The sequence below is a fragment of the Cognatitamlana onchidii genome, assembly GCF_004804355.1.
In the GTDB taxonomy this organism is placed as follows: Bacteria; Bacteroidota; Bacteroidia; order Flavobacteriales; family Flavobacteriaceae; genus Cognatitamlana; species Cognatitamlana onchidii.
Genome location: NZ_SRWZ01000002.1, coordinates 147,983 through 171,461 on the forward strand (window position 1 = coordinate 147,983; position 23,479 = coordinate 171,461).

The following is a 23,479-nucleotide window of genomic DNA, read 5'->3' on the forward strand; positions in this document are numbered from 1 at the left end:
AAGAATTTATCTATTTTAGCTAATGCTATTAGTATAATTCTTATAAAATGCCCCATATTGAAATTAGAACTGAAATATATTCTGATGTACATACTTGTTTTGATTTAGCTCGAAACATTGATTTTCAAAAAGAATCCTTAGAGCATGTTACGGAAATACCCTTTGCGGGAAAAACCTCTGGGCATATAGGCTTGGGGGAGTGGGTTAGCTGGGAGGTTATTCATCTTGGTGTTGTGCAGCATATTACTTCCAAAGTGACAGCATTTAGTAAACCGTATTTTTTCGTTGATGAGATGATTTTAGGGGTGTTTAAGTCCTGTCGTCATGAACATATATTTAAAGAGGCTGGTAATAAAACTATAATGACAGATAAGTTTTATTTTGAATTGCCCTATGGTGTTTTCGGAAAATTGATGAATATTTTTGTCTTAAATAGATACCTTACTAAGGTTCTTAAAATAAGAGCAACGTGCTTAAAAAAGGAGGCTGAATCAAATTTAGGTGTTAAATTTATTACCAAAACTAAAATGATTGATAGTGCTCAAGTTTATCAACTCTAGGTTTAATCCGTACGTTCTCAATTTTTTTTAAGAGTTTTTAAATTTCTTTCGGTGATTTTATGTTTGGACATCGTAATTTAAAAACTAACAGAGCTATTATAAAAACATACACAATTAAGTTTGTGATATGAAATCTACAAAACAGTTTTGGTACGGAGTAGCTATTGGAATTTTGGGTGTCGTCTTGTTTTCATCGAAAGCGGTTATGGTTAAACTTTCTTATAATCATAATGTAGACCCTGTTAGCCTGTTATTACTGCGCATGTTGTTTTCATTTCCATTTTATGTTGTTATTGCTTTTTTATATCGAAATCAAAATATTCATATTACAAAAACCACAAAGGACTATTGTTGGGTTGTGTTTTTTGGGTTTATAGGGTATTATTTGGCAAGCTATTTTGATTTTATAGGGCTTATCTATATAAAAGCTAGTTTGGAGCGTATTATTCTATTTTTGTACCCAACGGTTGTTATTTTGCTTAACAGGCTGTTTTTAAAGCAACGCATTAATAACCTACAACGAGCAGCCATTGGGGTAACCTACCTTGGTATTGTTATAACGTTTTATCAGGAAATTGAAATTTCTGGCCCGGAAGCTTATTTAGGAGGGTTCTTTATTTTACTCAGCGCGATAACTTATGCGTCTTATTTGGTAGGGAGTGGTTGGTTAATACCAAAATTTGGAGTTATGAAATTTACGGCTTATGCTATGATAGTGTCTTGCATATGTGTATTTATTCATTACAGTTTTATAAATGGATTAGATTTAACAAGCTTTTCAAGGGAAGTGTATCTTTTGGGGTTTTTAATAGCAATTTTTGCAACCGTAATACCGTCCTTTTTAGTTTCGGCGTCTATTAGAATGATAAACTCATCCAACTTTGCAATAGTAGCTGGATTGGGGCCAGTTTCAACAATTATTTTGGCAGCTGTTTTTTTAAATGAATCACTCACATTATTGCAGTTATTTGGTACTTTGGTGGTCATAATAAGCATTCTTATAGTGTCATTAAAAAAAGGAGAAAAAGTATGATGTAATGTTCTCAACAATTATCTTTTTTTATTGTTAATTATTTTGTTATCCGCCTATTTTATTTTTTAATTGGTTATGTTATATTAGCGTTCTAGCTTAAAAAACCACCGCATATTTAATGGCAAATCAATCCAATTATACCGAAGATAATATACGTTCATTAGACTGGAAAGAGCATATCCGCATGCGACCAGGAATGTATATTGGTAAGTTGGGCGACGGGAGCTCCCCAGATGATGGGATTTATATTCTTTTGAAAGAAGTTTTGGATAACTCCATAGACGAATACGTTATGGGAGCTGGTAAGACCATTGAAATATCTATTCAAGGAACCAAAGTAACAGTGCGTGATTATGGAAGAGGGATTCCTTTAGGTAAAGTTGTAGATGTAGTTTCAAAGATGAATACTGGGGGCAAGTATGACTCTAAAGCCTTTAAAAAGTCTGTTGGACTTAATGGTGTGGGGACCAAAGCAGTTAATGCCTTGTCAACCTATTTTAGGGTAGAATCCAGTCGTGATGGGAAAAGTGCATCGGCAGAGTTTGAGAAAGGAGATTTGACCAACCAAGAATTTCTTGAAGAAACGTCTAGAAGAAAAGGAACTAAAGTATCATTTATTCCAGATGATTCGATTTTTAAAAACTATAAATTTAGAAGTGAGTATGTTGTTAAAATGCTCAAAAACTATGTGTATCTAAATCCTGGGCTGACCATCGTTTTCAATGGTGAAAAGTATTTTAGTGAAAATGGTTTAAAAGACCTTTTGTCTGAAAAAATTAATGAATCGGACCTGTTGTATCCTATAATTCATTTAAGAGGAGACGATATTGAGGTCGCTTTAACACATAGTAAAACGCAATATAGTGAGGAGTACAATAGTTTTGTAAATGGGCAAAATACTACCCAAGGAGGTACCCATTTAAATGCTTTTAGAGAGGCGCTCGTTAAAACCTTGAGGGAATTCTACGGAAAGAACTATGATGCTTCCGATATAAGAAAATCTGTGGTCAGTGCCATTGCTATCAAAGTTATGGAACCTGTTTTTGAAAGTCAGACCAAAACTAAGCTCGGGTCTACCGATATGGGTGGCGGGTTACCTACGGTGCGAACTTATATCAACGATTTTATGAAACGTTATCTGGATAATTATTTACATAAAAATCCAGATTCTGCTGAACGCATTCAAAAGAAAATTTTACAAGCAGAGCGAGAACGTAAAGAGCTTTCTGGTATAAGAAAATTAGCAAAAGATAGAGCTAAAAAGGCTAGTTTGCATAACAAAAAATTACGAGACTGCAGAGTGCACTTCGGCGACACAAAAAACGAAAGAAACCTTGAAACAACACTCTTTATAACAGAGGGCGATTCGGCGTCAGGAAGTATAACAAAGTCTAGAGATGTAAATACACAAGCCGTGTTTAGCTTAAAGGGAAAACCTTTAAATTGTTATGGGTTAAGTAAAAAGATTGTTTACGAAAATGAGGAGTTTAATTTGCTTCAGGCAGCACTTAATATTGAAGAATCTTTAGAAGATTTACGTTATAATAATGTTGTAATCGCGACAGATGCCGATGTGGATGGCATGCATATTCGTTTGCTTTTAATTACGTTTTTTCTTCAATTTTTTCCAGAGGTTATCAAAGAAGGGCACCTTTATATTTTGCAAACACCTTTATTTCGCGTGAGAAATAAAAAGGAGACTATATATTGTTACTCTGATGAGGAACGTGTTAATGCGATTGAAAAGTTAAAGCCAAAACCAGAAATTACTCGATTTAAAGGGTTAGGAGAAATTTCGCCAGATGAGTTTAAACATTTTATAGGAGACGATATTCGTTTAGATCCGATTATGTTGGATGACCATATGTCGATAGAAGAACTTTTGGCATTTTATATGGGGAAAAATACGCCTTCAAGACAAGAGTTTATTATTGATAATTTGAAAGTTGAAATGGATATTATTGAGTGACTTAGGTCAATAATTCGAGGAACTCCATGGCTAAGAAAATCTCTGGATTTAAATTTGTAATTAAGCTTTGAGAGTATTAAATTTAAATAAACATTCTACTTTTGGTAGATATTAAACTATAAATAAGATGTTATATAATAAAGAAAAGACAGCACCGAGAAAGCGTTCGTATAAGCATTTACATGTACATACCAGTAGTGAGCAAGTACATAGATTGCATAGGGAAGGAAGAGTTATGCTTAACGGAACACCAAAAAAATCAAAATAGTTAATGATTGAAGAAGGAGACGATTTAATTAACGAACAAGACGAGCCCAAAGAAACCATTACTCGTGTTACGGGGATGTATAAAGACTGGTTTTTAGATTATGCTTCGTACGTTATTTTAGAGCGTGCCGTTCCTGCAATTGAAGACGGGTTTAAACCTGTCCAGCGACGTATTATGCATTCCATGAAAGATTTAGATGATGGAAGGTATAATAAAGTGGCTAATATTGTTGGTCATACCATGCAATATCATCCTCACGGAGATGCTAGTATAGCCGATGCTATGGTGCAAATTGGTCAAAAAGACTTACTTATTGATACCCAAGGGAACTGGGGGAATATTTTAACTGGCGATCGTGCGGCAGCTTCACGTTATATAGAAGCGCGAATTTCAAAGTTTGGTCTAGACGTAGTCTTTAATCCAAAGATTACGGAATGGCAAGCGAGTTATGATGGTAGAAGAAAAGAGCCCATTAACTTACCTGTTATGTTTCCTCTTTTACTAGCACAAGGTGGTGAGGGTATTGCCGTTGGTTTGTCAACAAAAATTTTACCGCATAATTTTATTGAACTTATAGATGCTTCAATAAAGCACCTTCAAGGAAAGAAGTTTACACTTCTTCCCGATTTCCCAACTGCAGGTATTGCAGATTTCTCTGGGTATAACGATGGTTTAAGAGGTGGTAAAGTTCGTGTTCGTGCTAGAATTTCGCAGTTAGATAAGAACACATTGGTAATAAGTGAATTACCTTTTGGAACCACAACTTCATCATTAATAGATTCTATATTAAAGGCTAATGACAAAGGAAAAATAAAAGTAAAAAAAATAGAGGATAATACGGCTGCTGAGGTTGAGATTTTAGTGCATTTACCATCAGGACTGTCACCAGACAAAACCATAGATGCTTTATATGCCTTTACAAGTTGTGAGTCCTCCATTTCTCCGTTGGGTTGTGTTATAGAAGATAATAAGCCTCTGTTTATTGGAGTCTCAGAAATGTTGAGAAGAAGTACGGATAATACAGTACAGCTTTTAAAGCAAGAGCTCGAAATTAAATTAAGGGAGTTTGAAGAGCAGTGGCATTTTGCGTCATTAGAGCGTATTTTCATTGAAAATCGAATTTATCGCGACATAGAAGAGGAAGAGACATGGGAAGGGGTAATTGCTGCTATCGATAACGGACTAAAGCCTTACATTAAGCATTTAAAGCGCGCTGTTACCGAAGATGATATAGTACGACTAACGGAAATACGGATTAAACGTATCTCAAAATTCGATATTGATAAAGCACAACAAAAAATAGACGCTTTAGAAGAACAAATAGCTGAGATAAGACATCATTTAGAAAATCTTGTAGATTATGCCATTGCATATTTTCAAAGACTAAAAAAGGACTACGGAGAAGGGCGCGAACGTAAAACTGAGATAAGAACTTTCGATGATGTCGATGCCACCAAGGTGGTTATTCGAAATACCAAGCTTTATGTAAATCGAGCCGAAGGGTTTATAGGAACTTCGCTTAGACGAGATGAGTACGTTGGAGACTGCAGTGATATTGATGATATAATCGTTTTTACTAAAGAAGGAAAAATGATGGTAACAAAAGTAGATGCAAAGACTTTTATCGGGAAAGATATCATTTATGTTGCCGTTTTTAAGAAAAAAGATAAGCGAACTATCTACAATATGATTTATAGAGATGGAAGGGGCGGACCTTCCTATATAAAGCGTTTTGCGGTTACTAGTATCACTAGAGATAGAGAATATGATTTAACCAATGGGAATAAGGGCTCGGTTTGTTTATATTTTTCGGCAAATCCTAATGGAGAGGCCGAAGTCGTAACCGTAAATCTTAGACAGGCAGGTAGTATTAAAAAATTGAAATGGGATATTGATTTTGCCGATATTTTAATAAAGGGAAGAGTATCTAAGGGGAATTTAGTCACTAAATATCCGGTTAAGCGTGTTGAGTTAAAGGAAAAAGGAGTTTCCACCTTAAAACCTAGAAAAATTTGGTTTGATGAAACTGTACAGCGTATTAATGTCGATGGTCGAGGAGAGCTCATTGGAGAGTTTAGGGGAGAGGATAAGCTACTTATTATTACGCAGTCTGGAATGGTAAAAACGGTAACGCCCGAAGTGACCATGCATTTTGATGATGATATGCTTGTGTTGGAAAAGTGGGTGCCAAAAAAGCCAATATCAGTAGTTTATTATAATGGAGAAAAGGAGTTGTACTATGTTAAGCGCTTTTTAATCGAGCAAGAAGGTAGAGAGGAATCATTTATTTCTGATCATCCAAATTCGCAGTTAGAAATTGTTTCAACAGATTGGAGACCTATGGCAGAAGTGGTATACGCCAAAGAACGGGGTAAAGACCGCAAAGATAATCTCGAGATAAATCTAGAAGAGTTTATAGCCATTAAAGGAATCACCGCTTTAGGAAATCAACTTACCAAGGAAAAGATTAATCAAGTTAATTTGTTAGATCCGCTGCCGTATGATGCTCCAGAGGAGGTACATGCAGATGACCTAGAGGTGGTTGATGAGAAAGAGGTGTCTTCAGAATCAATTGAAAGTGAATCTAAAAGTTCTAGTACTAGTTCAGATGTTCCTGATGAAACAAAAAATGATGATGAGGGGCAGATAACATTATTCTAGGGTATTATATTGTGCTAAGAGCAAAACAATGGAGAAAATAAAAGGTGAACCGAAGTTAGGTTCACCTTTTTTAATTAAACTAATTTAAGTCCGCTTCAATTGTTTCTGGATTTTTTTAATCGCAGATTCTATAGATTTTTCAGGTTCAATAATGTTGTATGCTCCCCAAAATCTTGGATCCGAGAAGCCAGAAGCTTTTTCACTTAAAATAGTACTTGGTCTAATCAATTGCCTTTTTACACTTGCAAGCTTTTGATTATTAATTTGCCAGTCAGTTACTGCCATCTCGCTATTCAATGTATAGCTGCTGTTAAATAGTTTGCCTTTCCAGTTTACTTTAAAAGTTAAGGTTATGTTACTGTAGGCATAATACCATTTGTCGTCTTTAATTCTGTAATTAACCCTGTAGCTGGCTTCGGTGGGGTATACATCAACTTTCTTAGGCTTTTTACGCACATACATTCTGCTAGAAAGTGTTTTATTTGACACATCCAAACTATAAACAGCGCTAGTTAATGCTCTTGTTTCAGCATCAATATAAAGTTTTCCAAAGTACAATGGGGTATTATAATCTTCCTTTTGTTTAAAACCTATAACATAGATTAATCGATTGTTTATTTGCGTGGAGTTCTCAAACTGAAACTTATAAAGTGGTAAATCATCTTCAGTAAATATATACTCAGGATATTTTATCATGTCTGTATACAAATTACTAAATGGACCTCCTTGAAGTTTTAAAGCTAAGGTGTCTAGTTTAGTATAATTTGTGTTTTTTCTTGCCTTTATAAGCTCGATGTTATCATTCCTATAATCGAAGTAAGGTTGCTTATGAATTTTAACAACAGCTTCAGACAAAGAGGCGTTCTTACGTCGTTTTTTAATTGTTTCTCTGTAAAAAGCTGTCATAAGCGTATTTTCTTTGGTATACGCATTACCTTTTTTCTTAAGAGCTTCCAATACGATGTCTTTAGCATCAATGTTTGTACTTATAATACTAATTTCATTCAAAGTTGTAACAACTGGATTTAAAACTATTTCTTTAAGTTTATCCATAGCAGAAATATTAAATTCCTTCTTTTCGAAGCCTAAATGTGAAACTATTATGGTTTCTGCTAATAAGCGTTCTGGAATTTTAATGAGGAATTCGCCTTCAGTATTTGTAACGGTACTAATGTTTGAATTATTTACTACAACATCAGTAAAAACTAATGGCTTTTTGGATTGTGCATCCACAACTTTTCCTTTAAGTTCTGTGAACGCTTCGTCAGTTTGAGCTAAAAGCGTACTTGGAAAAACCAAAGCAAACAGAAAGACACAACCTAAACTTAAAAGGGCTAAATTTTTCATGACTTTTTCTTTTTTCAACTATGGCTTTAATTTACGAAATTTTGTTTTAATAGTCTAATTTTTAACTAATTGCAAAAGTTAAAAAAAACTTAATATTTGGGTTTTTTAAGCTTTTTTTGTTGTCGGCTTTTTTTAGTACGAATTGTCAGTTAATGTTTTCATAAAAGCAATAATGGCTTTTTGTTCATCATCAGATAACTCTAAATTATCAAAAGGTAAGGTTTGTAATGGTATGTCAAATCCTAATCCAGCGCCACCACCTCTGTTATAAAAATCCATTACTTGTTCTAAAGTTTGATAAACACCATTGTGCATGTATGGGGCTGTTTTTTCAATGTTCCTTATGGTAGGTGTTTTAAAAGCTCCTTTTCTTTCTATTGTTTTAAGAACATGGTATCTGCCAAAATCGTCATCTAGTGTTATATTTTTACTGGTATTGGGTACGCCAATTATTTCTAATTCGGTATCTGTAAAATTTGGAGGAACAGTTCCATTAAACAATGGTGGAAAATGACATGTTGCGCATGCAGCCTTTCCCATAAACAAGTTAAAACCTCTTTTTTCAACCTTGGTAAGTGAATTTTCGGTCTTATTTATATTTTTATCAAATTTTGAATTGAAAGGGCTTAATGTTCTTACATAAGAGGCTATGGCATGCCGTATATTGAATTCATCTCTTTGATTTCTATAAAGGGAATCTAAAGCGACTTTATAGCTTGGGGTCGATTTTACCCTAGCAACAATAGAATCTGTAGACATATTAAATTCGTCATGATTATTAATAACCCCAATAATTTGCCCCTCCAAACTTCCCATTCTGGCATCCATAAAGTATAGCTGCTGATATGCAGCATACGTTAAAGTGGGCGAATTTCGTTTTTGTCTGCTATCAAAAGTTACCCTACCATCGCTAAAAGCCTTGTCTTGAATGTGGCATGAAGCACATGACATATTTTTAGATTTAGATAGATTATTATCATTAAATAAGGTTTTTCCAAATTGTATTTTTTTTGTCAAAAGCGTCGTATCACTCTTATAATCACTGAAAAAATCTACGTTTAATGCGTCCTTTGAAAACAGAGATGATAACGTGTTTGATAGGGCTAGATTAAAAGGAAATACAATATTCCAATCGTTTTGTGTATCAACCAAAAGCTCTAATTGTGGGTGAATATGGTTTTGAATAAAGGCATAACGATCAAAGCTATCAAAATCATTTTGTAGAGCTGTTTTGGCCTTGTCAAAGGCATTAACAAGGTTATTATATAGAGCTTTACATTTAAATTTATCACTATTTAATTCAACGATTTTCTCAAGGGTTTCGTAGCAGAATATACTTTCATCCAAGGATTGACTAAGTACAGGTGAATCAAACCCTGTTATTCCTGTAGTAGCAATTCTAACAATTTGGTTGCGCAATAGCCATATAATGTGGTAATCTTTTAAATTGATAGAGGTGTTTTTTTCAATAAGCTTAAGTCTACTGCTCGTTATCTTAACCGTTTCAGCAAGTCTTAAAGAATCTATTGGCTGTTCATGAAGCATCTCTTCAATAACCTGAAACCCGAAAGGGTTTCTTATTTTAATATCGGTTGGGTCTTCTTCATGAACTTGAAGAATATTTGGGGCATTTAGAGATTTATAGTTGTTTTGATCTATAAAGGCTAAAACAGGCTCCAGGTGTTTAAAATGTTTGCGAGCCTTTTTATAGTAATCAAGTTTAACGTTTCCTTGATTATTGATAGAATCAAGAGATTTAATACATTGATTTATGTCTGATAAAAAGAGCGTTTCAATAGTTTCTTCATTATAGCCGATTTTATTTTTTTCAGCATCCCTCTTGCAAGCGATTGTAGAAAAAAGCAAAAGACATATACTATATGTATATGCCTTAGCTTTTACTTTTAATAAGATTGTATTCATCAATTATCTTTCTAATCCAGTAATTACATGTAAAACAGAACCTTCTTTTCTTGAGTTGTAAGCAGAGTTGGCATTTACATCGGTAAAAGCAGAACCATCTGCAGGTTCCCAACCGTGGTTTTGGGTAATTAATAAAAAGGTGTTTTTTCCATTTTTGACAGTTTCTGTTATATCAATCATCCCTGTTAACTCCCATCTTCTATCAGTAGTGCCATATCCGGCCGTTGCAGCAGCATCTTGGTCGCATTCCAATACAGTTTTTACAGTTCCTGTTGATAGGTTGTATTGGTATAGCTTTGCATAGCCAATTATATCAGGGTTTAATGATGCATATCCATTAGGGTCTTCTTGAATATATGCAAAGTTTTCTGTAACAAGAATATTGTCAGGTGAATGGAAGCCATCTGCCTTGCCACCTTCTTTATCGGCATCTAAAACACAGGTTATTTTTGCAGGGCCTGTAGGGTCTGTGTCATTTAAAACAACTTTGTAAATTCGTCCAAGTCTGGTACCCTTATTAATTAAATCTGGTTTGTCTCTGCCAGTTACAGCAAAATAAATTTCTCTTTGATTGGCTGCCGAACCACGTCTCCAATCTATATCCTCAAGCCTAGAGAAGCCCATAACGCCTTTACTTTTTGCTTCGGCATCTAATAAGCTAATTTCGGTTTCTTCTAATTCAATAAAATCGGCATTATACTCTGTGCCTTCAACCATGTCCATTTCAAAGTCAATTCCAGCCGATGTTACTCGTAACCCGTATAGTTTTCCTCTGCTAAAATCACCTCGACTACCAACATACATTCCAAGTTGACCCGATGGCACTGAATTGTCTGAATGGTCATCACCTATAAATACAACAGTTTTGTCGGAGTATGCATCTTTACCAATTACAACGGCGTTTTCTGTTGACCATTGTCCTAATTTAGGAAGCATAATAGCACTACTAGCATTTTGAGCTGATTTATAAGGGTTGGTAGCAAAAACACCTTTTGATGAGCCTCCCCATTCACCACCAGACAAATAAACGGGGCCAAAGCCGTGTTCTTCAGGAGTTACTAAGGAACCTGAACATTGCGCTGTAAACGCAGTGGCAAAAGCATTTAAAATATATTCACCATGCAGTGGTTGTAAATCTTTGTTTAACTTGATTCTTGCTATAGAATAATCTGCTTCAATATTATTGATAAGCGTGAATGTGCCGTCCCCCTCAGCTAATAAGCCGGCACCATCGGCCATTGAGCCATAAACAAAATTTGGGGTGCTTTCAAGAACGTCTTCAGACGATAAGATTGGAGTAACCTCAATATTAGAAAAAGCAGGATCTACTTTTAATAAGTTTGGGGTAGCAGATGCGGTTAAAGGAATCAACTCAGAAATTGTTAGATCCTGACCATCTTTTCCGTTTTCACCATCTTTACCATCAGCACCGTCCTTACCATCGATACCGTTTATACCGTCTTCTCCATCTTCACAGCTGTAAAAAACCATACTGCCAGCTGTAAGTGCGGTTAGTATCATAAAAAGTTTAAGAAATTTTTTCATAATTTAATAGAATATTTTTTGGTTATTATTTGCTTCAAAATTATTGCTAGGATTTCATAAACTTGTTAACTGAGTGATGCGCTTTTATTAATTGAGAGTTATAAAAAAGTTAACCAGTTTAATAATTTATTATGTCAATTTTGTTCTTGTAGGGCATATGTTATCAGAGTATTTACAAAAGGTTATTGGAGAATAAATTTCTTAACTTATTTTTTAGATTTCTAGAATAAGAATAGCTGTATATTTACAAGGTTTTAAAAAGATATATGCAGATAAATCAACTTCCGTTTCATGAAACAGGTTTTTTTTCAACATTGATTTGTGATTATTTAAACGAAAAACCAGAATTAAAACCTTTATATAATCGTTTTCCAAGTTTAGAAAACTTTAAATCTCAAATCGCTGAAAAAACTAAGTCTTTTAATAAAGAGTCAAGAGATGTATTGGTGTCATCGGTTTTAGCGCAATATGAAAATGTTAAGGCCTCAGGCATTACAATACAGAATATTGAAAGTTTAAAGGATAAAAAAACGTTTACCATTACTACTGGTCATCAACTAAATTTATTTACTGGTCCTCTATATTTCATATACAAGATTGTGTCGACAATAAACCTCTCGGAACAATTAAAAGTGCGTTACCCTGATTATAATTTTGTACCTGTATATTGGATGGCGACGGAAGATCATGATTTTGAAGAAATAAATTATTTTAATTTTAAAGGAAAGAAGGTACAATGGAACAGGTTTGCGAGTGGGGCCGTAGGTGAATTATCTAATGAGGGCTTGGAAGCTGTGTTTGAGGTGTTTTCTGAAGAATTAGGCCACTCTAAAAATGCCCAACACATTCGCTTGTTGTTTCAAGAAGCTTATTTAAATCATTCTAATTTGGCACAGGCCACTAGGTATATTGCCAACGAGCTGTTTAAGGCTTTTGGTTTGGTAATTATAGATGCCAATAATTCTGAGTTAAAGAGGTTATTCGTACCTTTTATGAAGGATGAACTTACAGAGCATATATCCTATAGGGCCGTTACAGATACCAATAAGGTGATTGAAAAACTGTCCTCTGATTACAAAGTTCAGGTTAACCCACGTTACATTAACTTATTTTATTTATCAGAAGGTTTAAGGGAACGTATTGTTTACGAAGATGGTATATACAAAGTTTTAAATAGTGATATTCAATGGAATGAAGAAGTTTTATTGGAGCATCTAGAGCTTAAGCCTGAGTGCTTTTCGCCAAATGTGGTGATGAGACCTTTATATCAAGAGGTTATTTTGCCTAATCTTTGTTATATTGGAGGTGGAGGTGAGCTGTCTTATTGGTTGCAATTAAAATCTACTTTTAACGCGGTACATGTGCCTTTCCCTATTTTGTTACTTAGGAATTCTGTTTTGCTTGAGTCTGGAGGTCAGAAGAAAAAGCGTGAGAATTTAGCAATTTCTTATTCGGACTTGTTCTTAAACAGACATGCATTGATAAATAAAAAAGTGCGGGAAATATCGAATATTAATATAGATTTCTCATCCCAGAAAGAGCACTTAAAGCAACAATTTACGGAACTTTTTAAAATAGCTGAAGTCACGGATGCATCCTTTGTAGGAGCCGTAAAAGCGCAAGAAGTTAAGCAATTAAAAGGACTTGAAAAGTTGGAAAAAAGATTGCTTCAGGCTCAGAAGAAAACCTTGTCCGATAAGGTTTATCGAATGACGGAGCTTCAAAATCAATTATTTCCGAATCAAAGTTTACAAGAACGAAGTGTAAACTTTTCTGAGTTTTATTTAGAATATGGTGATGCCTTAATAGATTCTTTGATAAAGAATTTAGACCCTTTAAGTGGCAACTTTACAATCTTAACTATGGATGGGCTTTAAAAAGCATATGTTGTATGCTGAAAACTGCAATAAGAATAAAACCTTGAGCCCATTTTAAACAAGATGTTTTAAATTTAATTAAAATTCTTTTTGCTGATATTCGCCAATATAAAATCAATTCCTATTTTTGCGCATGCAACATGATAAGGTATTAATTTTAGACTTCGGATCGCAGTATACACAGCTTATTGCCCGTCGAGTTAGGGAACTCAACATATATTCCGAAATACATCCATTTAACAAAATTCCAAATAACCTTGAAGATTACAAAGCGGTAATTCTCTCTGGTAGTCCAAACTCAGTAAGGGGAGAAGATGCTTTACATCCTGATTTGTCTGGAATAAGAGGGGTAAAACCAACTCTAGCGGTATGCTATGGAGCACAATATTTGGCACATTTTTCGGGAGGAGAAGTAGCACCGTCTAACACACGGGAGTATGGAAGGGCAAACTTATCGTTTATAAAAGGAAATGAGCCCTTTTTTGCACACATACATACTGGTAGTCAAGTTTGGATGAGCCATAGTGATACCATTAAAAGGCTCCCAGAAAATGGAGTTTTGATTGCAAGTACGCATGATGTAGAGAACGCCGCATATAGAATAAATGGAGAAGAAACCTATGCCATTCAATTTCATCCAGAGGTCTACCATTCTACTGATGGTAAGCAGGTATTAGAGAATTTTTTAGTAAACATTGCAGGAATCCATCAAGATTGGACACCAGATTCTTTTATTGAGGAAACGGTGGAGGCCATTAAGGAAAAAGTTGGCGAGGATAAAGTGGTTCTCGGTTTATCGGGCGGTGTTGATTCAACTGTAGCTGCGGTTTTATTAAACAAAGCCATAGGGAAAAACTTATACTGTATTTTTGTTAATAACGGGTTATTGCGTAAAAACGAGTTTGCTAGTGTCTTGAATCAGTACGAAGGTATGGGGCTTAACGTAAAAGGTGTGGATGCATCAAATCGTTTTTTGGAGGCACTAAAAGGTATTGAAGATCCTGAAAAAAAGCGAAAAGCAATCGGGAATGCCTTTATTGAAGTTTTTGATGACGAGGCACATAAACTCACCGACGTTAAATGGTTGGCACAAGGTACCATATATCCCGATGTTATTGAAAGTGTCTCTGCTACTGGAGGGCCTTCAGCAACCATAAAAAGTCATCATAATGTAGGTGGGCTTCCTGATTTTATGAAGCTTAATATCGTAGAGCCTTTAAGAGCTATTTTTAAGGATGAAGTACGACGAGTTGGAGCTAGTTTGGGAATAGATCCTGAATTACTTGGGCGGCATCCGTTCCCAGGTCCTGGTTTAGGTATTCGTATATTGGGAGACATTACCGCAGAGAAAGTTAGAATTTTACAAGACGTTGATGCTATTTTTATTAATGGTCTTAAAGAATGGGGGCTTTATGATAAGGTTTGGCAAGCCGGAGCGATGTTACTGCCCGTAAATAGTGTAGGTGTTATGGGAGATGAGCGAACATATGAAAAATGTGTTGCTTTAAGAGCCGTTGAAAGCACAGATGGAATGACTGCAGACTGGGTAAATTTACCATACGAGTTCCTTCAAAAAACATCCAATGATATTATAAATAAGGTAAAAGGGGTGAATAGGGTAGTTTATGATATTAGTTCTAAACCACCTGCCACTATTGAGTGGGAATAATATCTTAAGTTGTTTTGCCGTTGTGTATTAAACCAATATGGCACACTTCGTGATGAAGTGTTAGAAAATGATCAACAATCATCCTTTTTTTAGGAAAATACGTATATATGATTGTTGGTAGGGTTTGGTTATTTTTATGTCTTAGAGATAATATCATCATATGAATCGATTTTTATTAGTTTTAGTTCTAACGTGTATTTTTAGCTTTAGTAATATTAATGCTCAAAATTTTAGTACACATCAAGTCAAAAAGGGAGAAACTATTGAGGGTATTGCTAAGCGTTACTTTGTAACCCCTTTAGATATCTTAAAGTTTAACCCTGATGCTAAAAATGGTCTGAAGCCTAATACGGTTTTAATTATTCCCATATCAAAAGCGGTTAAACCTAAAGTTACGATTTCAAAAGAACTAAAAGGTTTTAAGACGCATAAGACAAAACGAAAGGAAACACTATATAGTCTTTCTAAAAGCTATGATGTAACAGAAGAAGATATTAAAAAGTATAACAATTTTTTATATTCAAACCCTTTACGAAAGGGAGATAAGCTTCAAATTCCAATATTTGAAATAACAGAAATTGTAGAAGAAACAAATACAACAGTAGAGTATACGGTTAAACCGAAAGAAGGTAAATGGCGTATAGCCTATAAGTATGGAATTACGGTAGAAGAATTAGAAGCTTTAAACCCCAATATGGCTGATGTCTTAAAAGAGGGCGAAGTTATCAATGTTCCAAATCTTGATGCAGACAAGCAAAAAGAGGTGGATAGTAAGTACAGTTATTATACGGTATTGCCTAAGGAAGGGTTTTACAGACTAAAGCTTAAGCTCGGTTTGGATCAGGAAGCTTTAGAAGTTTTAAACCCAGACTTAAAAGAAAGTGGGTTAAAGTCGGGAATGATTTTAAAGATTCCATTTTCCGAAGACATTACAAGTGCTGCTTCATCCAATTTGCAACCCGTAAATTTAATAGACAGTATTTCTGATGTTTCAACAAAGCATATAGCTGTAATGTTGCCTTTTAGGTTGAATAGAGTAGATTTTGATTCTATTGCCGGTACTAAAAGGAGTATTCAAAAAGATCCCTATTTAAACGCTTCGTTAGATTTTTATTCGGGCATATTAGTTGCTGCAGATTCGTTAAAAAAGCTTGGTGTATCGCTTAAGATAGATGTTTACGACACTAAGTATCAAATAAGTGAAGTCTCTAAAATTATAAATAAAAATAATTTTGAAGATGTTGATGCTGTTATAGGGCCATTAACGCCAAAGTGTTTTGATAAAGCAGCTTCAGAATTAAGGATTTACAACACGCCAATAATGTCTCCCATAGGATCAAAGGTAGAGTTATATGAAAACGTGTTTCAATCTAAACCATCGGATGCTTTGTTGAAAAATGAAATCTTTAATTATGTTAGGAGCGTAGATTCTATTTATAATATTATCGTGGTATCAGATACTAAAACCATTGCCATAGCTAAAGATATTAAAACCGAATTCCCACAGGCTACTCATGTTCAATCAAGAAAAAATAAAGACGGGAAAGACGAATTTTTTGTAACAAAAGATGATATCGAATCAGTATTAAAACCTGGGAAAAATTTGGTTTTTCTTGAGACTAGAAATCATGGTTTTGCTTCAAATGTTACAAGTGTTTTAGCATCATTAATTAAAGTAGAAGACAAAGAGTTAGAGCAAGAGGCAGTTGATATTGAGCTAGTAACAACTCATATTAATGCTGCTTTTCAAGGTGACCAAATTAACAATACGCACTTATCAAAACTCAAATTTCAATTTGCTTCAACAACAAAAGAATATAGTGAATCGGATAATAATATTTTTGTAAAAAAATATTCTGAACTTTACAATATTACCCCTAATAAAAGAGCAGTGAAGGGGTTTGATTTAACTATGGATACTGTTTTAAGATTGGTGTCTTCAGAGGGCATCTACTTGTCTGTTAATAATGCAGCTTTAACGGAGTATGTTGAAAATAAATTTGCATACAAAAAGAAGCTGTCTGGAGGTTATTACAACAATGCTGTTTATTTGGTAAGGTATGATGATTTGAATATAGTTGAGGTAAAACACTAAGCGCTAACTTATACGTTTTATAAACATATCCTTTTGTGTGATTCGATTACTTTGTTTTATTAGTTGTTTATGCTGTTTACAAGATGAGCCTTTTATACCATGGGAGGCTTCAAATAAGTTGGATTGGAATGATTTTAAAGCGCCGCCAAATACTCGCGAAAGAGCTGCGGCATTGACTGCTTCTGGAATAGCTTTTGGGTTTTCTTTAACCAAAACAGAGAACGGGGATATTTTGGATTTTACATCGACAGTTCAAGCCCACTTTTACCCAGAACAATCCTGGTATCGAATAGGCTTGGCTGATACACATGTGTTAAAACATGAACAGTTGCATTTTGATATTACCGAGTTGTTTGCACGTAAACTTCGACAAAGAATTAATACGTTAAAAGTTTCGAATTCTATTGAGTTTGAACTAAAAAAAGTACACGATAGTATTTTGGAGGCTTGGTCTAGATTTCAAGATGTATATGACGAATCGACCGATTATTCAAGAGATATGGAGTCGCAAAATAAATGGGAGGCTGATGTACAAGGAGCGTTAAAAAAGCTCGATAAATTTAAATTATGAGGTGGGTGATATGTTACCGGATAAACAATTTTTAATCGATTTAGCTCTCACAAAAATGCCCTATGGGAAGTATAAAGATAGGTATCTTATCGATTTACCAGAGCATTATATAGTGTGGTATCATGCTAAAGGGTTTCCTAAAGGTAAATTGGGTAAAATGCTAGAACAGGTATACGAATTAAAACTTAACGGCTTAGAAGATTTGATAAGGAACATACAGAGTCAATATAAAAGATAATACTTATTGTTTTTTAGTGTTAATTGTTTTAAATCCTGAAATTCATGATGCTAAGCCATATTTTTCTTAAAACGTTAATTTTCAATGAGTATACGGCTTATGTATTACGTTATTACGATAATCACTTTAATTTTTGAAAACTTGACCTCTATGAGGTTTTAAAGCATCTCTAATGGGTTTCATGTATTGCTCATCAATAACTAAAAAGGCAATAGCGTGCATATCGGTTAGAGATTCAGCTCCTGTTACAGATACGTCCAGTTGCTCTATTTTAATATATTCTTTTAAATGGATTTCATGATGTTTTGCTGTTTCATATGCGTTGCCTCCACGAAAGTCCCAAATGAGCTTTAGTTTTCTCAAGATTTTCTTTTTTTAATTGGTTAAATAACTTCTTGTTAGACCTTATCAAAAATAGAAAAAGTATACTAATTACTGTGTTTAATCGTTCCTAAAACTACTTGTGTAATTGCTTTATATTACTATTTTTGTATCTATTCAAAAAAAATATTTCAATGAATTTTAGACCCTTATTTACGTTACTTTTTGTTTTATTGGCAATGCCTGGTTACGCCCAGTTAGTTGAGAAAGAAGTGCTTTTTACAGTAGCCGATGAACCAGTATACGCCTCTGAATTTATTAGAGTATACAGGAAGAATCTGGATTTAGTTCAAGACGATTCTCAAAAAGATGTAGACGAGTATTTAAAACTTTTTACAAGATATAAGTTAAAGCTTAAGGAGGCTAGAAATTTAGGATACGATAAGAAAAAATCGTACTTAAAAGAGCTAAATAGTTATGAAAAGCAATTGGCAAAAAACTATATGTCAGACCCTCAAGTAACAGAGGACTTGGTTAAAGAGGCTTACGAAAGATCTGTGTATGAGGTTGAAGCGGATCATATTTTAATTCGGATTGAAGAAACAGCCACTCCAGAAGACACTTTAAAAGTATACAACGATTTATTAAAACTTAGAGAACGAGCTCTAAAAGAGGGTTTCGATAAGGTTAGAGAAGAAGTACATAATGGTTCAACGGTTTTTGGAGAAAAACTGGGGTATTTTGGTGCTTTTAAAATGGTTTATAAATTCGAAAGTATGGCATATAACACCCATGTTGGTGAAATTTCCATGCCTTTCAGAACACGTTTTGGATATCACATTGTAAAGGTTATAGATAAAAGAAAGTCAGATGGAAAAGTTGAGGTAGCACATATTATGATTGCTGAAAGAGAAAATGATTCTTTGTCTGAAAAACTAGAAGACAAAATTCAAGATATTTATATGAAACTTGAGCAAGGAGAAAGCTTTGAGGAACTTGCAAAGCAGTTTTCAACGGACCGAAATACTTCTCAAAATGGTGGTAAATTGGCTGCTTTTGGAAGAAGTGATATAGATGCAAAACCTTTTGTTGATAAAGCTTTTTCTTTAGATAGTATTGGTGAGTTTTCTAAACCTGTAAGAACTAATTATGGGTGGCATATCATTAAGTTACTGGGCAAAAAACCAGTTCCAGATTTTAAAACGTTGGAGCCTGAATTAGTTGAGAGCGTAAAGAAAGATTCAAGATCTAGATTAATTAATGAAGCCTTGATAAAGAAACTAGTTGAAAAATATGAAGTTGATACCCATCAACCAGATTTAAGTTATTTTGAATCGATATTGGATGAAAGCTATTTTACCAATTCATGGAAGTTACCAGATAACTTTAAAGGCAACGAATCTTTAGTGATGATTGGAGATAGAAATATAGCGTATCAAGATTTTGCCGATTTCCTTTTAAGAACAATGAGAACTTCAAGACAAAAAGAACCCTTTGAGCAATTACTAACTAAGAAATACCAAGATTTTTTAGGTCAAGAAGTAATCCAGTATCAAGAGGATCATTTAGAAAATGACAATGAAGAATATGCCCATCTAATTTCTGAGTATAGAGATGGCTTATTACTGTTTGAGTTAATGGAAGAGACCATTTGGAATGAAACTCAGTCAGACTCGATTGAGGTACAAAACTACTATGAAAATAATAAGCAAAACTATGTGACTCCAAAAAGGATTGATGCGATTGTAGCAACGTCTTCGAGCAAAAAAAATATTAAAAAGGTGTCAAAACTTTTGGAGCAGGGCTTAGAGGTGGAAAAGATAAAAACTTTGGTTAATAGTAATGACAAAATAGAAGTTATTTTTACTACTGGTGTTCTGGACGCTTCACATCAAGGACTACCAGAAAATTTAGTTTTTCAAAAAGGGGTTTCCAAAATATATAAACATAATCAGTCCTATGTAGTAGTTCAAGTTAAAGAAGTTATGCCGAGTCAGCAGAAAACACTCGATGAAGCCAAAGGAGCGGTTATTAATGATTATCAAACTTACAAGGAGGAAAAGTGGATGCGTGATTTGGCTAATAAATATAAGGTTGAGGTTAATGAAACCGTGCTTAATAAAGTGAAAGGAGAGCTTAAATAAACATAAAAAGGTGCGTAAAACATTAGTATTCATATGGCTTTTAGTGTTTTTTATTTCATGTGGTTATTTAAAAAAACCAGATGAGGAAAATCTTGTAGCTAGAGTTAATGAGAGTTATTTGTACTATAATGACATAAAGGATTTGGTTCCTAGTGAAGCATCAAAAGCGGATAGCACATTAATAGTTCAAAACTTTATCAATAAATGGGCTACACAACAACTATTGCTAGATGGTGCTGTTTTGAATTTAAGTGAAGATGAGCAGAGTATGTTTGATAAACTGGTAGTTCAGTATAGAAATGATTTATATACCAAAGCATATATGCAAGCCCTTATCCAGCGTAATATTGATACAACAGTAACCTTTAATGAGGCTAGGAAGTACTACGAAAATAATAAAGAGGCTTTTAAACTTAATGAGGAACTTCTTAAGTTTCGATATGTACACTTAGATGAAAACATTTTTGATTATAAGAAGATTAAAAAGCGTTTTGAGCGTTTTGATAATGAGGATAAGAAAATCTTAGATTCTATATCCATTCAATTTAAATCCTATTCATTTAATGATTCGATATGGATTAAATTAAGCCATGTTATCAAGAAAATTCCTGTTGTTACACCAGAAAACAAAAACCAACTGTTAAAAAAATCTAATTTTATACAACTCAAAGATTCATTAGGAGTATATTTGATGCAAATAAATGAGGTTTTACTAAGAAATGAAACAGCACCATTAGAGTATGTTAAGCCCACAATTGATCAGATAGTGATTAACAAACGAAAACTTGAACTCATTAGAGAGTTGGAAAAAGATATTACCAAGGATGCTATAAAAAACAAACAATTTGAAATATATAATTAATTTAAAATGTCTGGTAGCCATATATATGGCGCTTTTTAATATTCAAGCATTTAGCCAAGAAATTATTGAAGATGAAGTGGAGACTGTATCTAAAAAGGTAGATACTGTAGTTACAAAAAATGCAAGAAAAGTTGATGGCGTTGCAGCCGTAGTAGGAGACTACATTGTTTTAGATTCCGACATCAATAAAACGATGCTTCAGCTGAAAGCTCAAGGCGTAAACACAGATGAAATTGGGTCTTGTGAGTTGTTTGGAAAACTACTAGAAGATAAGTTATATGCGCATCATGCTATTCAAGATAGTATTATTATTCCAGATTCCGAAGTTAGACGAAATGTAGATTATCAGATTCAGCAGTTTTTGCAGCAAACCAATGGATCTATGGAAAAGCTTTTGGCTATTTATAAAAAAGAAGATGAGCAGAGCTTTAGGGATGAGATGTTTGAAATTAATAAAGCCAATATGCTTGCGCAACGTATGCAAAGTCAAATTGTCGAAGCGGTTGAAATAACACCTGAAGAAGTGAGGACTTTTTTTAAAAAAATACCTGAAGAAGAAAGACCAACTTTTGGAACAGAATTAAAAGTGGCGCAGATTGTTGCAGAACCAATTGTCTCTGAGGAGGCTAAACAAAAGGTGATCGATAGATTGAAAAGTTTTAAAGCAGATATTCTTGAAAGAGGAGCTAGTTTTAGGTCTAAAGCAGTTCTGTACTCGGAGGATCCAGGTTCAGCATCAAGAGGCGGGAAATATACGTTGCATAGAAAAAAGCCTCAAATGGTAAAGGAGTTTAGAGAAGTGGCGTTTTCGTTGCAAGAAGGCGAAATTTCTGAACCATTTAAGACTGATTTTGGTTATCATATCATAATGCTCGAAAAAATTAGAGGTCAAGAATATGACGTAGCACACATTTTATTAACACCAAAAGTGTCTAGCGAAGCTATTAAGGAGGCGAAAGAACGGTTAGAAGGCGTAAGAAAAAAAATAGTTGATAGCATAATATCGTTTCCCGATGCTGCTAGAGAGGCAAGTGATGAGGAAGAGACACGTAATGATGGCGGGCAGTTAATTAATCCAACAACACAGGACTATAATTTTGAACTAACAAGAATGGATCCTGAATTGTATTCCCAAATACAAAATTTGAAAGATGGAGAGGTAAGTTTAGTTTTAAGGGAAGAAGATAGAACAGGCAATGTTAAGTTTAAGATATTGCGAGTTACAGATAGGGTTAACGAGCATAAAGCAGATTATGCTAGAGATTATTTAAAGATTAAACAGCTAGCACTAGAAGAGAAAAAGATAAAAGCCATTGAAGCGTGGCAAGAAGAACATATAGTAGATACTTATATCAAAATTAGTGGTGATTATAGAGATTGTGATTTCTCCGGTAATTGGTTAAAAAAATAAGTCGTATGTCAGATGTCGTTGCCGTTAAAAACTTTGTAAAGCAATTCAAAGATTTAAAAAAAGAAATATCCAAAATTATTATTGGTCAAGAAGAGGTAGTAACGCAGATTTTAATTTCAATTTTTTCTGGGGGACACTCTTTATTAATTGGTGTTCCAGGATTAGCAAAGACCTTAATGGTAAACACAATTGCTCAGGCCTTAGGGTTAGATTTTAAACGTATTCAGTTTACCCCAGATCTAATGCCTAGTGATATTTTAGGTAGTGAGATTTTGGACGAAGACCGACATTTTAAATTTATTAAAGGCCCTATTTTTTCAAATATTATTTTAGCAGATGAAATAAACAGAACCCCTCCCAAAACACAAGCAGCTCTGCTTGAAGCGATGCAAGAACGGGCGGTTACGGTTGCAGGACATCATTATAAACTTAGCTTACCTTATTTTGTTTTAGCTACGCAAAACCCAATAGAACAGGAGGGAACTTATCCCTTACCTGAAGCTCAGTTAGATAGGTTTATGTTCGCTATTAATTTAGATTATCCATCTTTCAATGAAGAAGTAGAGGTGGTAAAGGCTACAACAAACGATACCGATTTAAAAATAAATGCTTTATTTTCAGCCAAGGAAATTATCGACTTTCAGCACTTAATTCGTCGGATACCTGTGGCAGATAATGTTATTGAATATGCGGTGGCTTTGGTTGGCAAGACACGCCCAAATTCCGAGATGGCACCTGAACTTGTTAAAACATATGTTGATTGGGGAGCAGGACCAAGAGCTTCTCAAAATTTAGTGTTAGCGGCCAAAACACACGCGGCTATTCAAGGTAAATTTTCGCCAGATATTGAAGATGTTCAAGCCGTAGCAGAAGGTATACTTAGGCATAGAATTATTAAAAACTACAAAGCTGAGGCCGAGGGTATTTCAGAAACACAGATTATAAAGGGTTTATTTTAAGTCTGAATTAATGCTGCGCTTTTATC

18 protein-coding genes are annotated in these 23,479 nt (G+C 34.3%); 14 read left to right on the forward strand and 4 right to left on the reverse strand.

Annotation, left to right across the window (positions count from 1 at the left end; all coding sequences use genetic code 11):
- The first annotated feature begins 47 nt into the window (after positions 1-47).
- The 5 genes from E5D58_RS04490 to E5D58_RS04505 all read left to right on the forward strand — a co-directional run bounded on the left by E5D58_RS04490 (position 48) and on the right by E5D58_RS04505 (position 6,491).
- Positions 48-560 carry an SRPBCC family protein gene (locus E5D58_RS04490; RefSeq protein ID WP_136480649.1) on the forward strand — a complete coding sequence of 171 codons (513 nt, stop codon included), beginning with the start codon at positions 48-50 and terminating at the stop codon, positions 558-560.
- Positions 561-687: 127 nt separating this feature from the next.
- Positions 688-1,593, forward strand: a complete 906-nt coding sequence (locus tag E5D58_RS04495; protein WP_136480650.1) for a DMT family transporter — start codon at positions 688-690, stop codon at positions 1,591-1,593.
- A gap of 118 nt (positions 1,594-1,711) precedes the next feature.
- Positions 1,712-3,562, forward strand: a complete 1,851-nt coding sequence (locus E5D58_RS04500) for a DNA topoisomerase IV subunit B (RefSeq protein ID WP_136480651.1) — start codon at positions 1,712-1,714, stop codon at positions 3,560-3,562.
- A 127-nt stretch (positions 3,563-3,689) separates the two neighbouring features.
- Entirely contained in the window at positions 3,690-3,830 is a 141-nt protein-coding gene (locus E5D58_RS14920; RefSeq protein WP_168796627.1) for a hypothetical protein, read from the forward strand.
- Positions 3,831-3,833: 3 nt separating this feature from the next.
- A complete protein-coding gene (locus E5D58_RS04505; RefSeq protein WP_136480652.1) occupies positions 3,834-6,491 on the forward strand; it encodes a DNA gyrase/topoisomerase IV subunit A in 2,658 nt (885 codons plus the stop codon).
- Positions 6,492-6,575: 84 nt separating this feature from the next.
- Here E5D58_RS04505 and E5D58_RS04510 read toward each other — a convergent pair whose 3' ends face one another.
- The 3 genes from E5D58_RS04510 to E5D58_RS04520 form a co-directional block, all read right to left on the reverse strand.
- A complete protein-coding gene (locus E5D58_RS04510) occupies positions 6,576-7,838 on the reverse strand; it encodes a carboxypeptidase-like regulatory domain-containing protein (RefSeq protein WP_136480653.1) in 1,263 nt (420 codons plus the stop codon).
- A 132-nt stretch (positions 7,839-7,970) separates the two neighbouring features.
- Positions 7,971-9,761 (reverse strand): cytochrome-c peroxidase, encoded by a 1,791-nt coding sequence (locus E5D58_RS04515; RefSeq protein WP_136480654.1) that lies wholly within the window; start codon positions 9,759-9,761, stop codon positions 7,971-7,973.
- A 3-nt stretch (positions 9,762-9,764) separates the two neighbouring features.
- Positions 9,765-11,306: an alkaline phosphatase PhoX gene (locus E5D58_RS04520; protein WP_136480655.1), complete on the reverse strand. Its 1,542-nt coding sequence runs from the start codon at positions 11,304-11,306 to the stop codon at positions 9,765-9,767.
- A 266-nt stretch (positions 11,307-11,572) separates the two neighbouring features.
- On the opposite strand from E5D58_RS04520, the gene bshC reads away from it, so the two are divergent.
- From bshC to E5D58_RS04545, 5 genes are all read left to right on the forward strand, one after another.
- Positions 11,573-13,183, forward strand: a complete 1,611-nt coding sequence (gene bshC, locus E5D58_RS04525; RefSeq protein WP_136480656.1) for a bacillithiol biosynthesis cysteine-adding enzyme BshC — start codon at positions 11,573-11,575, stop codon at positions 13,181-13,183.
- Positions 13,184-13,316: 133 nt separating this feature from the next.
- A complete protein-coding gene (guaA, locus tag E5D58_RS04530; RefSeq protein ID WP_136480657.1) occupies positions 13,317-14,852 on the forward strand; it encodes a glutamine-hydrolyzing GMP synthase in 1,536 nt (511 codons plus the stop codon).
- Between the two features lie 160 nt (positions 14,853-15,012).
- Entirely contained in the window at positions 15,013-16,947 is a 1,935-nt protein-coding gene (locus tag E5D58_RS04535) for a LysM peptidoglycan-binding domain-containing protein (protein WP_136480658.1), read from the forward strand.
- A 37-nt stretch (positions 16,948-16,984) separates the two neighbouring features.
- Positions 16,985-17,518: a DUF922 domain-containing protein gene (locus E5D58_RS04540; RefSeq protein ID WP_235835838.1), complete on the forward strand. Its 534-nt coding sequence runs from the start codon at positions 16,985-16,987 to the stop codon at positions 17,516-17,518.
- A gap of 10 nt (positions 17,519-17,528) precedes the next feature.
- Positions 17,529-17,756, forward strand: coding sequence for a DUF3820 family protein (locus E5D58_RS04545; protein ID WP_136480660.1), 228 nt, complete (start codon positions 17,529-17,531; stop codon positions 17,754-17,756).
- 126 nt (positions 17,757-17,882) lie between these two features.
- On the opposite strand, the gene E5D58_RS04550 is transcribed toward E5D58_RS04545, so the two are convergent.
- Positions 17,883-18,119 carry a hypothetical protein gene (locus E5D58_RS04550; protein WP_394345701.1) on the reverse strand — a complete coding sequence of 79 codons (237 nt, stop codon included), beginning with the start codon at positions 18,117-18,119 and terminating at the stop codon, positions 17,883-17,885.
- 152 nt (positions 18,120-18,271) lie between these two features.
- Here E5D58_RS04550 and E5D58_RS04555 point away from each other — a divergent pair, with 152 nt between their 5' ends.
- Genes E5D58_RS04555 through E5D58_RS04570 form a run of 4 tightly spaced genes read left to right on the forward strand, consistent with a single transcriptional unit; the run spans position 18,272 to position 23,453 of the window.
- Positions 18,272-20,221 carry a peptidylprolyl isomerase gene (locus E5D58_RS04555; RefSeq protein ID WP_136480662.1) on the forward strand — a complete coding sequence of 650 codons (1,950 nt, stop codon included), beginning with the start codon at positions 18,272-18,274 and terminating at the stop codon, positions 20,219-20,221.
- Between the two features lie 10 nt (positions 20,222-20,231).
- Positions 20,232-21,083, forward strand: a complete 852-nt coding sequence (locus E5D58_RS04560) for a peptidyl-prolyl cis-trans isomerase (protein WP_235835839.1) — start codon at positions 20,232-20,234, stop codon at positions 21,081-21,083.
- Positions 21,084-21,108: 25 nt separating this feature from the next.
- Positions 21,109-22,494, forward strand: coding sequence for a peptidylprolyl isomerase (locus E5D58_RS04565; RefSeq protein WP_136480981.1), 1,386 nt, complete (start codon positions 21,109-21,111; stop codon positions 22,492-22,494).
- Between the two features lie 5 nt (positions 22,495-22,499).
- Positions 22,500-23,453 carry an AAA family ATPase gene (locus E5D58_RS04570; RefSeq protein WP_136480663.1) on the forward strand — a complete coding sequence of 318 codons (954 nt, stop codon included), beginning with the start codon at positions 22,500-22,502 and terminating at the stop codon, positions 23,451-23,453.
- Positions 23,454-23,479 lie beyond the last annotated feature (26 nt).